Annotated in this window: 10 protein-coding genes; all 10 read left to right on the forward strand. The window is 45.2% G+C overall.

Annotated features, from left to right (window positions below; genetic code table 11):
* The 10 genes from ACHUFM_RS01695 (at position 1) to nirD (ending at position 11861) form a co-directional block, all read left to right on the forward strand.
* Complete coding sequence (locus ACHUFM_RS01695; RefSeq protein WP_394178945.1) at positions 1-1329, forward strand: HlyD family type I secretion periplasmic adaptor subunit; 1329 nt, start codon at positions 1-3, stop codon at positions 1327-1329.
* Positions 1330-1435: 106 nt separating this feature from the next.
* On the forward strand, positions 1436-2071 hold the full coding sequence (locus tag ACHUFM_RS01700) for a response regulator transcription factor (RefSeq protein ID WP_394178947.1): 636 nt from the start codon (positions 1436-1438) through the stop codon (positions 2069-2071).
* Positions 2072-2269: 198 nt separating this feature from the next.
* Positions 2270-2875 (forward strand): ANTAR domain-containing response regulator, encoded by a 606-nt coding sequence (locus ACHUFM_RS01705; protein ID WP_113874912.1) that lies wholly within the window; start codon positions 2270-2272, stop codon positions 2873-2875.
* Positions 2872-4074, forward strand: coding sequence for a CmpA/NrtA family ABC transporter substrate-binding protein (locus ACHUFM_RS01710; protein WP_394178949.1), 1203 nt, complete (start codon positions 2872-2874; stop codon positions 4072-4074). Before ACHUFM_RS01705 ends, ACHUFM_RS01710 begins: the two co-directional genes overlap by 4 nt.
* A 311-nt stretch (positions 4075-4385) precedes the next feature.
* Positions 4386-5795 carry a CmpA/NrtA family ABC transporter substrate-binding protein gene (locus ACHUFM_RS01715; protein ID WP_394178951.1) on the forward strand — a complete coding sequence of 470 codons (1410 nt, stop codon included), beginning with the start codon at positions 4386-4388 and terminating at the stop codon, positions 5793-5795.
* Positions 5796-5876: 81 nt separating this feature from the next.
* On the forward strand, positions 5877-6842 hold the full coding sequence (locus ACHUFM_RS01720) for an ABC transporter permease (protein ID WP_394178953.1): 966 nt from the start codon (positions 5877-5879) through the stop codon (positions 6840-6842).
* Between the two features lie 10 nt (positions 6843-6852).
* Positions 6853-7698: an ABC transporter ATP-binding protein gene (locus tag ACHUFM_RS01725; RefSeq protein WP_394178955.1), complete on the forward strand. Its 846-nt coding sequence runs from the start codon at positions 6853-6855 to the stop codon at positions 7696-7698.
* A gap of 14 nt (positions 7699-7712) precedes the next feature.
* Positions 7713-8927 (forward strand): NAD(P)/FAD-dependent oxidoreductase, encoded by a 1215-nt coding sequence (locus tag ACHUFM_RS01730; RefSeq protein ID WP_394178957.1) that lies wholly within the window; start codon positions 7713-7715, stop codon positions 8925-8927.
* A 40-nt stretch (positions 8928-8967) separates the two neighbouring features.
* Complete coding sequence (nirB, locus tag ACHUFM_RS01735; protein WP_394178959.1) at positions 8968-11523, forward strand: nitrite reductase large subunit NirB; 2556 nt, start codon at positions 8968-8970, stop codon at positions 11521-11523.
* A gap of 2 nt (positions 11524-11525) precedes the next feature.
* Positions 11526-11861 (forward strand): nitrite reductase small subunit NirD, encoded by a 336-nt coding sequence (gene nirD, locus ACHUFM_RS01740; protein WP_394178961.1) that lies wholly within the window; start codon positions 11526-11528, stop codon positions 11859-11861.
* The last annotated feature ends 163 nt before the right edge of the window (positions 11862-12024 follow it).

Raw genomic sequence — 12024 nt, forward strand, 5'->3', positions numbered from 1 at the left:
ATGAGTAAGCGTACTGTCTCACAAAGTGATTTGGGGTATTTGTCAGATCGAAATGCTGCCTTGATGTTAAAGACACCAAGAGGTGGTCGCATCATTTTATGGGTCATTTTTATCTTTATCATGTCAGCATTGGTCTGGGCCTATTATACCTCGTTAGATGAAGTGACGGTTGGTGAAGGCAAAGTCATCCCATCTAGCCAGGTTCAACAAATTCAGAACTTGGAAGGTGGTATTTTAAAAGAAATTAACGCCAAAGTAGGTCAGGTAGTCAATGCAGGCCAGATCTTGATGACCATTGAGAATACCGAAGCCTTGTCCTCCTTGCGAGAGCAGCAAGCTGAGTTCATTAACTTACAGGCTAGAGCCGCGCGTTTACAAGGTGAATCCTATGGCAGACCACCGGTATTTGACGAGGAATTACGAAACGATTACCCGTCTGTAGTCAACCGTGAGATGGATCTATACAGCAACCGTCTAGAATCGCTGCGTACCAATCAAGTGGGTTTTCAGCAGCAGATTGAGCAAAAAAGACAAGAAATTGTGGAAATGCAGGCGAAGCTGGATAACCTCAAGCAGAGCTATGAATTTTCAAAAGAAGAGTTAGCGCTAACCCGTCCTGCCTTTGAGCAGGGTGCCGTATCGCGAGTCGAACTGCTCCAATTAGAACGAGAAGTGAACCAATTACAGGGGGATCTAGAAGCGACTCAGTTAGCCATTCCTCGTGCTCGTTCTGCGCTCAAAGAGGCGCAAAGCAAATTGGAAGAAAGCGTGGCGAAGTTTCGTGCGGATGCACAAGAAGAGTTAACCAATGTTCGTAGTAAGTTGGATCAGATTCGCGAAGCGAGTGTGTCTTTAGAAGATAAGGTCTCTAGAACGCAAGTACGTTCACCGGTAAAGGGTATTGTTAAACAGATTCAAATTAATACGGTGGGTGGGGTAATTAAGCCGGGCATGAATATGATGGAAATCGTGCCGATTGAAGACTCCTTGTTGATCGAAGCTAAGGTTCGCCCTGAAAATATTGGTTTTATTCAACCTGATTTACCTGCTGTGGTGAAACTGTCTGCCTATGATTTTGCTATTTTTGGTGGCTTGGATGGCACGGTGGAAAATATTAGTGCGGATACCATTCTGGATGAAGAGGGCAATAGTTTTTACCTAGTACGAGTCAGAACAGATAGAAACTTTTTAGGGACGAAGGAAGCGCCTTTGCCAATTATTCCAGGTATGCAATCCAGTGTGGACATTATTACAGGGAAAAAGACCTTGTTAGATTATTTGTTGAAACCAATTCTGAAAGCCAAACAGAATGCGCTGCGAGAGCGATAATTACAAAAAATTTAGCTTTCATATCATTGTGATAACAAATGTTAACAACCATATCTTGTAAGCTAGATACAATGATTACAGCCAAATAAACTGAACGAGATTGATTTTGAAAATTTTGTGTTGGAATACAGACGATGCTGTTTGGGAGCATTGGTTAAAAGTTGTCCCGCAGGGAGCAGAGCTTGTTCGAGTTGACAGCTTAGCGGCGTCTCGTCGTGCGTTGATTGAGTCTCAACAAGCATTTCAATATTGTTTTGTGTACTTAGCGGATGATTCGTTTTCGAGTCAAGTCGAAGAGGTTGCGACGTTAAAGTCAGAGTTTTTAACTCAAAGTATGTTGGTGTTTCCAAACCAAGCTAGCCAGCAAGCCGCGTTACGTTTATTCTCAATTGGTGTGAATGGTCAATGTGCGCCTTATATAGGGGAAGAACAGTTATCTTTGGTGCTTTCAGTCATTGATTCGGGGGAGATTTGGGGTGGCAAAGCCTTTATACAACAATTAATTAGTCAATCAGCGGAACAAGTCGATTCACCTTCTCTGGAAATGGACGGTTTGTCTGAGCGTGAAATGGACGTAGTGCGTTATGTGGCAGAAGGGCTTTCGAATAAGCAGGTGGCCACTGAGATGGCCATTACTGAGAGAACCGTGAAAGCGCACCTAACCTCTGTTTTCAAAAAAACAGATACTCGAGATCGTCTTGCTTTGGCTTTGAAAGCAAAGCGTCACTTTTCAGTGCGCTGATAATATTCCTCCTAAAAATAGCGCACAATTTTTGCGCTTCTCTACTAATTTGTGTTCAAAACACATTTGACGTTGCTTCTTTCGCCTCTGTTAAGCCTCATTTTACCTGTTTTTCCTTAAAATTTTAGTCATGTGCTTTAGTGGCGCATATCTTGCTTCATTTATTGAAATTCAGCTTGTATAGATAGAGAGTGCACCATGTCTGCGCCCCCAAAGAATGAATTAACCGTTATGTTGGTTGATAATGAACCTGCCCGAGCGGCGATTGTTGAGCAAGCTATGTTAGACAGTGGCTACCGTGTGATCCGTCGCCTTGAAAATGCGCTGAACTTAAGCCAGGCAGTGATGGAATGTCAGCCAGATATGGTGATCATTGACATTGAATCCCCAGACCGAGATATGTTGGAAAATATGTCTCGACTTACCCAAGATAACCCAAGACCCATTGTGATGTTTGCCGAAGAAGACGATTCTAGGCATGTTGAAGCGGCTATTCGTGCTGGTGTGAGTGCTTATGTTGTCGATGGGGTGAACAGTGGCAGTGTGAAGGCGATTTTACAGGTTGCTATCGCGCGTTTTAGGGAGTTTCAGGCATTACGTTCTGAGCTCGAAACGGTAAAAACTCAGTTGGAAGACCGTAAGCTAATTGATAAAGCAAAAGGGTTGATTATGAAGCATCAACAGTGTGATGAGCCTGCGGCTTATCAAGCCCTCAGAAAATTAGCGATGGATCGCAGTCAAAGAATGACCGAAGTGGCTCGTAATATCATTTCAGTGATGGAAATTATGGGAGCTTCTAAATGACATCAGCGATAAAGAATTCTTTAGAATCTCAACAGACGGTGCGGATTGGCTTTATTCCTTTAATTGACTGTGCACCTTTTGTTATTGCCAAAGAGAAAGGTTTTTTTGCGGCAGAAGGGGTTCCAGTAACCCTATCAAAAGAAGCATCTTGGGCCAGCATTCGCGATAAAGTAACCTTTAATATCTTGCAGGGTGCACACATGTTGGCATCTATGCCGATTGCGGCAAGCCTTGGCGTTGGAACATTAAAAACCGCCATGCAAACCAGTTTTACGGTGAGCCACAATGGTAATGGTATTACGGTTGGCAATATTTTGTATGAAGAACTGACGCAGTATGTGACGCAAAGTAGTGATATTCGAAATGGTACCGCCTTGAAGCGCTATATCGAAGAGCGTGCAAAACACAGTCAACCCTTGCTTCGTTTTGCTGTGGTTTACCCATACTCTTCTCATAATTACCAACTTAGAGATTGGTTGGCTCGTGCTGGTATTGATCCGGATGAAGAGGTGCAAATTGTTGTCATTCCTCCAGTGAAAATGATCGACAGTCTTAAGGCTGGTGATATAGATGGTTATTGTGTTGGGGAGCCTTGGAATAGTTTGGCTGTTGAGGCTGGGGTCGGTCATTTACTGGTAACAGGTTATGAAATTTGGGGAAGCACGCCGGAAAAAGTATTTGGTGTGAATTCCTCTTGGGCTGAACAAAACGAACTGACGCATCTCGCGGTGATTCGAGCTTTAGAAAAGGCTTGTGAATGGGTTGATCATCCAGCTAACCAGACGGAATTACTGAGTATCTTAAGTCATCCAGATTATCTAAATTGCAGTGTTGAACAATTGGTGTACGGTTTTAGTGCGATTAAACCGAAAGGCAAATTTGATTGGCCGATGGAAGCGTATCAGCGTTTTTCAGGCCAAGAGATTAATCGCCCCTTACCCAGTTACGCGCTATGGATTATGGGACAAATGCATCGCTGGCATCAGTTGCCTAACGCTGCGACAACGAATTTAAATTCGATGGCGAAGCAAGTGTATCGTCAGGACATATATGAACGTGCCTCAGGAGACCATGATCAAGAATGGCAATGGCTTTTAAGCTCATCGCAAGAATCTACTTGGTTAGAGGATATTGCGAACGGTAAGGTGAGACTTCATCCCAAAGGTATCCTAAAAGGGTTTATAAAATCAGAGGATTAATCGGCCATGTTATGGTGCGCTGTGCCTGATTTGAGAGCAAAAGAGGGCTTTTTTTGAAGTTTTTAATGAACTGAAAACCATTTAATCGATATAAATCAGTAGGTTATTTTTTTTGGCATATATCCTGCTAACCAATATACATTGATAGATTATCAGCTAAACATTTTGGTGAAATGAGCAATGATGCTGGTTGTCACCCACAGGATTGAAGGCTCAATGTAGAGTCGTTTATGAATGGCAAAGGTGCCTGCAAACACACAATTGTGTGATTTGCATGCGCCTTTTTTTGTGTCTTGAAGCGGAGAGTAACGATGAATTTGAGGTCTTTGGAAACGGTTATGCAATTGCCGAAAGTGGCAGAATCAGTGAAAAAGTCCACTGCGGCTTTGCTGTTGGGGTCCTTTTTGATGGCTGGTGCCGCTCACGCGGAGTTGGATTATCCGGAGAAAGAAGAATTGAAGTTTGGCTTTATTAAGCTAACGGATATGGCACCTTTGGCCATTGCTTACGAAAAAGGCTATTTCGAAGACGAAGGTCTTTACGTTACTTTGGAAGCACAAGCGAATTGGAAAGTCCTGTTAGACCGGGTGATTGATGGACAATTAGATGGTGCTCATATGCTGGCAGGTCAGCCATTGGGCGCAACGATTGGTTATGGTACCAAAGCGCACATTATTACCGCATTTAGCATGGACTTGAACGGTAACGGCATTACTGTTTCAAATGATGTTTGGGAAGAGATGAAACCCAACATCGACAAAGGCGTAGACGGTAAGCCTGTTCACCCTATTAGTGCGAGTGCTTTAAAACCTGTCGTGGACCGTTATCGGTCAGAAGGTAAGCCGTTCAATATGGGCATGGTATTTCCTGTGTCGACGCACAATTATGAATTGCGCTATTGGTTAGCAGCAGGCGGTATTCATCCAGGTTATTACGCACCTGCGAAAGGCGACACCAGTGGCCAAATCGATGCCGATGCTATGTTGTCAGTAACGCCGCCGCCCCAAATGCCCGCCACAATGGAGGCTGGAACCATACATGGTTACTGTGTTGGTGAACCTTGGAATCAACAAGCGGTATTCAAAGGCATTGGTGTACCAGTTATTACCGACTACGAGATCTGGAAAAACAATCCAGAAAAAGTATTTGGTGTCAGTAAAGAGTGGGCTGACGAGTACCCAATTACGCATATTCGCGTAGTCAAAGCCATGATTCGAGCGGCGAAATGGTTGGACGAAAACAACAATGCTAACCGCCCAGAAGCGGTGAAAATTCTGTCGCAAAGCCAATACGTTGGTGCGGATTACGATGTTATCGCAAACAGTATGACGGGAACATTTGAATATGAAAAAGGCGATAAGCGTGACGTACCAGATTTTAATGTGTTCTTCCGTCATAACGCGACTTACCCTTACTACAGTGATGCGATTTGGTATCTAACCCAAATGCGCCGTTGGGGACAAATCGCAGAGCCTAAATCTGATGAATGGTTCATGAAAACCGCGAAAGAAGTGTATCGCCCTGATATCTACGCGCAAGCGGCTGAATCTTTGATTGAAGACGGTTTTATGCAGGCTTCTGATTTCCCAGATTTTGCAACGGAAGATGGTTTTAAATCGCCACAAAGTGATTTTATTGACGGCATTACTTATGACGGTAAGCATCCAAATGATTACTTGAAGAGCTTTCAGATTGGTCTGAAAGGTGATGATCAGATTTAAAGACTTATTAAGCAGTGGGCTTATTTAGGCCCATTGCAAGATGAGTGAGTTCGCCGTTTTACAACTAGCAGGAATATCGCCATGTCAGATTTATCCATCCACTCTTTAAAGGAAAAGCTAGAGCAGATTTCTCTCAAAAGCCTTCTTTTGCCTCTATGTGGAATCCTTATTTTTATTATGCTCTGGCAGGTGGGGGCCAGCCGAGTGCACACTTCGCTTGGTGTCTTTCCTGGGCCTGCTGTGGTTTATGAACAATGGGGCAACCTGATTAGTGAGCATCAGAATGAAAGAGCAAAAGAGCAACAATTTTATGAACGTCAGGAAGACAGGATAGCCAAACGTCAGGCAAAAGACCCGAGTTATGTGGGTAAAATTCGCAGCTATACCGGCAAACCGACGTTCTTTGACCAAATTTTTACCAGTTTGTATACCGTCCTAGCGGGCTTTGGCTTAGCCTGCCTGATTGCCATTCCATTAGGCATTTTGATCGGTTTGAATAATGCGGTGTACAGTGCGCTAAACCCAGTTATTCAAGTCTTTAAACCCGTGTCACCTCTTGCTTGGTTACCGCTTGTCACCATGGTGGTCAGTGCGACCTATGTATCGGATGCCCCGATCTTCTCTAAATCCTTTTTAACCTCCATGTTCACGGTCACTCTATGTTGTATGTGGCCGACCTTAATTAACACGGCGGTCGGTGTGGCGGCGGTTGAGAAAGATTTGCTGAATGTGTCAAAAGTACTGCGCTTGGGGTGGTTTACTCATGTGATGAAAATCGTCATCCCATCGGCCATTCCACTGATGTTCACTGGTTTGCGCTTGTCTTTAGGGATTGCCTGGATGGTACTGATTGCCGCAGAAATGCTGGCGCAGAACCCTGGTTTAGGCAAGTTTGTGTGGGATGAATTTCAAAATGGCAGCTCTAACTCCCTTGGTCGCATTATGGTGGCCGTGTTGATGATAGGTTTCATCGGCTTTTTATTAGATCGAGCCATGTTGATGGTTCAGCGTTTTGTGTCTTGGGATAAGACACAAATTTTACGATAGGAGAATGATCATGGCGACGCATCTAGACATCAGTCAGGTATCCATCGAATTTCCAACGCCAAAGGGTTCATTTAAAGCCTTAGACGGAGTGAATTTAAAGATTAATAAAGGCGAGTTTGTGTCTCTGATTGGACACTCAGGCTGTGGTAAATCCACTGTATTGAACATAGTGGCGGGTTTGTATGACGCGACAGAAGGTGGCGTGTTATTGGATGGTAAAGAGGTCAAAGGACCAGGGCCAGAGCGCGCGGTAGTGTTTCAAAACCATTCCTTGTTGCCTTGGTTAACCTCTTACCAGAATGTTGAGTTGGCGGTGAAGCAAGTCTTTAAAAAGACCAAATCGAAAAAAGAGATGCACGATTGGATCATGCATAACTTGGATTTGGTGCATATGACACATGCGGCAGATAAACGACCAGACGAAATATCCGGTGGTATGAAGCAACGTGTGGGCATTGCCAGAGCCTTGGCGATGGAGCCAAGTGTGCTGTTGATGGATGAGCCATTTGGTGCTTTGGATGCCTTGACTCGAGCCCATTTACAAGATTCGCTTATGGACATCCAAAAAGACCTAAATAATACCGTCATTATGATTACTCACGATGTGGATGAGGCGGTATTACTGTCTGATCGCATTATCATGATGACCAATGGCCCAGCGGCGACGATAGGCGAAATATTAGAGGTGGATTTACCGCGACCACGTGATCGTTTGGCATTAGCAAACGATGCGAAGTACGTGGATTATCGCGCTCAAGTACTGACGTTCTTGTATGAAAAGCAGCGTAAGGTTGAGTCGATTAGTGGTGCTGCTAAAGCTTCTAGCCCGTCTACAGCGAAAGTGGCTAACGCGTAACAGGGTAATTCATCATGATGCGAGTAGTGATAATTGGTGCCGGTATGGCGGGCAGTAAATTAGCAGAAGAATTGGCGCATAACGCCACCGTTAAGCTTGCTATTACCCTAATCGGTGAAGAGCCTAAAGTAGGCTATAACCGTATTATGTTGTCTTCATTATTGGCTCAGGAAATTGGTGATGAAGACATGTCACTGGTGGATCTACAAAAGATGGGGCAAACCGGTGTTGATATTCTTGCTGAAGACCCAGTGGTTAGGATTTCAAGCGAACAAAAACAAGTGACCTTGTCATCTGGTCGTGTGATTGATTACGACAAGCTGGTGTTCGCAACGGGTTCTAAAGCCAATATGTTGCCTATTGAAGGGGCGATGGCGAGCAATGTAATGGGCTTTCGTACTTGGCAAGACGTGGATCGCATGGCGGATTTGCCTGTAGCACAAAAAGTGGCCGTAATAGGCGGTGGCTTACTTGGGTTAGAGGCTGCCGTAGGTTTGGTAAAACGCGGTCATCAGGTCACGGTATTTCATCGCAGTGGTCACTTATTAAATCGACAGTTAGACGCGTCCGCGGCCAGTCTACTGCAGTGTCGTCTTGAAACAATGGGGGTTGAGTTTTGTTTATCTGATAGTCCTACGCAATTTATTCATGATGCGTCAGGTACGGTGTGTCAGTTATTGCACGGTGATGGACAGCAAAAACCAGTGGATCTGGTGATCATGGCAGCAGGGATTGTGCCTGAAACCCAGTTGGCTAAGCAGGCAGGTTTGGTAGTAAAAAAAGCGATTCTGGTTGATGCACAAATGACCACGTCAGATACCGATATTTATGCGCTGGGTGAATGTTGTGAATTTGAGCAGCAAACGTTTGGCTTGCTGGCCCCAATTTGGTCACAGATCAGCGTATTAACTCAGGTGCTGACTGGTAGTGCAGCCAATTTTGCTATCGTGCCAACACCAACCAAATTAAAAGTATCAGGCATTAACCTGTTTTCGGTGGGAAAAATTCAACCTGATACAAATGACGCTTGCCTTATTTTTGAAGATGTAAGCGCAAATCACTATCGCAAACTGGTGGTCAACGACGGCCTTCTGGTGGGCGCAATTCTATACGGCAACGTCGCCGATGGTAGCTGGTACTTCCAGCTGATTCAAAATAAGACGAAGGTTACCGACATACTGGATCGACTGATTTTTGGCGAAGCCTATTGCTCGTCGCAAGTCGCTTGATTCAGAGACAGTAACGCCAGACTCCGACAAGGGGAAACACATGACTATAAACACTTCAGCAACAGACAAACCACGTTTAGTCGTCGTGGGAAACGGTATGGTGGGACATCACTTTATCGAACAATTGATTGAACAGGGTGCACAACAACAATTTTCCATTGAGGTGTTTGGCGAAGAGCCACACTTGGCTTATGACCGAGTGCATTTGAGTGAGTACTTTACGGGCAAAGCGGCAGCAGACTTAGCCATGACGGATGGCCGTTTGTATGATGAACATGGGGTTCGTTATTTTACCAATAGCCAAGTTGTGGCAATTGATCGTGCCGCTAAGTCATTACAATTGGCGTCGGGCGATGCCTTGTCTTATGACATTTTGGTGCTGGCCACTGGGTCCTATCCTTTTGTACCACCGATGCCGGGGCACGATAGAGACAATACTTTTGTGTACCGTACTCTGGAAGACCTGGATGCGATTCGTGATTGCGCGGCAAAAGTGTCTCGTGGCACGGTGGTGGGTGGCGGTCTGCTGGGGTTAGAAGCGGCCAATGCGCTTAAAAACCTAGGTTTGGAAACCAGTGTGGTTGAGTTCGCACCGCGTTTGATGCCAGTGCAACTGGATGAAACCGGTGGCCAAGTATTAAAAGAGATGATCGAAGGGCTTGAAGTGAGCGTTTATACAGCCACGGCCACGCAAGAGATTATTGATGGTGAGCAAGCTTTTCACCGAATGAATTTTGCGGATGGCAGTCATCTCGAAACCGACCTGATTTTGTTTTCCGCTGGGATTCGCCCACAAGATGCCTTAGCCAGACAATCTGCTCTGGAAATTGGTGAGCGTGGCGGTATTTGTGTTAACAACGATTGTGTAACCAGTGATGACAGTATTTATGCCATTGGTGAATGTGCCTTGTGGAATGGTCGAATTTTTGGCTTAGTCGCGCCTGGATACAGCATGGCGAAAGCCGCGGCCGCTCATATTATGGGTGACTCAGACAAGCGTTTTATGGGAGCAGACATGAGCACCAAACTCAAACTGCTTGGCTGTGATGTCGGTTCGATCGGCGATGCTCATGCTCAAACCCAAGGCTGTAAGGTATTTGTTTATCAGGATGAGTTGACCCAAAGCTATCGTAAAATGGTGGTCTCGGAAGACGGTAAGAAACTATTGGGCGCTGTCTTGGTGGGGGACAACAGCTATTACGATACCTTGTTGCAATATTACTTAAACGCCATCGATCTGCCTGACAATGCACAGTCATTGATTTTACCCAGTATGGATGGCGCGTCAGCGGCTTTGGGTGTTGATGCTTTGCCTGCTACCGCGTCCATTTGTAGTTGTCATAACGTCAGTAAGCAGGACATCAGTAATGCGGTTTGCGCTGGGGCTTTGTCCGTTGGCGATGTCAAAGGGGTTACCAAAGCTGCTACTGGTTGTGGTGGTTGTGCTGCCTTATTGAAAAAAGTCGTCGACAATGAGTTGTTGGCACTGGGTGTAGAAGTCAGTACGGATATTTGTGAGCACTTCGCTTATACCCGTCAGGATTTGTACAACCTAATCAAAATTGAAGGCATCAAAACCTTCGCTGAACTATTGCAAAAACACGGCAAAGGTCACGGTTGTGAAATCTGTAAACCTGCAGTGGGATCCATTCTTGCCAGCGTGTGGAACGACTATGTGCTGAAAAAAGAGCACATTGGTTTGCAAGATACCAATGATAGGTTCCTTGCCAACATGCAAAAGGATGGTACCTATTCCATTGTGCCGCGTATTGCGGGTGGTGAAATTACCCCAGATAAGTTGATTGTACTAGGACAAGTCGCTAAAGATTATGGCTTGTACACCAAGATTACCGGTGGTCAGCGCATTGATTTGTTTGGGGCAACCTTGCCGCAATTGCCTGAAATATGGGAGAAGCTGGTGGCGGCTGGGTTTGAAACCGGCCAAGCCTATGGTAAGTCATTACGAACCGTTAAATCCTGTGTGGGCAGTACCTGGTGTCGTTACGGTGTGAACGACAGCATGGGCATGGCAATTCACTTAGAGAATCGTTACAAAGGATTGAGATCGCCGCACAAAATTAAGTTCGCTGTGTCGGGTTGTACGCGTGAATGTGCCGAAGCTCAAAGCAAGGACATAGGCGTGATCGCCACAGAGGGCGGTTGGAACTTATACGTTTGTGGAAACGGGGGTATGAAGCCTCGTCATGCGGATTTGTTTGCGACTGACTTGGACGATGAGACCTTGGTTAAGTACATCGACAGAGTCTTGATGTTTTACACCAAAACGGCCGACCGTTTGCAGCGTACGTCTGTATGGATGGAAAGTCTCGAAGGCGGTCTGGACTATCTAAAAGAGGTGGTCATTGATGACAAACTTAGCTTGTGTGAAGAACTAGAGAAAAGCATGCAACATGTGGTGGATACTTTCCAGTGTGAGTGGAAAACCACACTAGAAGACGAGCAAGCACTGAAGAATTTCCGTCAGTTCGTCAACTATGAAGGTGGCGATGACAATGTTGTATTTGTTGAGGAGCGAAATCAAATTCGCCCTGCGACAGAAGCCGAAAAACAGCAACTGATTGCGAAGGCAGGTTAATCATGACGATGCAGTGGAAATTAATGTGTGAACAGCAGGACTTGATCGAAGGCGCTGGTATCGCAGCCATGTTAGATGGTCAACAAATCGCTTTGTTTTACGTGCCAGAGGCGGAGCAGAAAGTATTTGCCATTAGTAACTGGGATCCAATCGGAAAAGCCAATGTGCTTTCCCGAGGTTTGTTGGCGAATCTAAAGGAACAGTGGACCGTAGCGAGCCCTTTGTATAAGCAGCATTATGAATTGCAATCTGGACAGTGCCTTGAGGAAGAAGGTGTCAAGGTAACAACTTGGCCAGTAAAGCTGGAAACTGGCAAGGTGTTTGTCGCTTGTCGGTGATCCTTCATTGACCCTGAATATGATTTTTGCACTGGGTTGGTGCTTTTTACGTTGAGGTTATGCTTGAGTTCGAGCTCAAATCGCTTGAATACTGATTGAATTGTGTTTGTTGTACTTGGCCTGTTAATTGCTTTGTTATTAGTAACTGATGCACCTTGAGCCA

This window comes from Marinomonas posidonica (assembly GCF_043643765.1).
Lineage (GTDB): Bacteria > Pseudomonadota > Gammaproteobacteria > Pseudomonadales > Marinomonadaceae > Marinomonas > Marinomonas posidonica_A.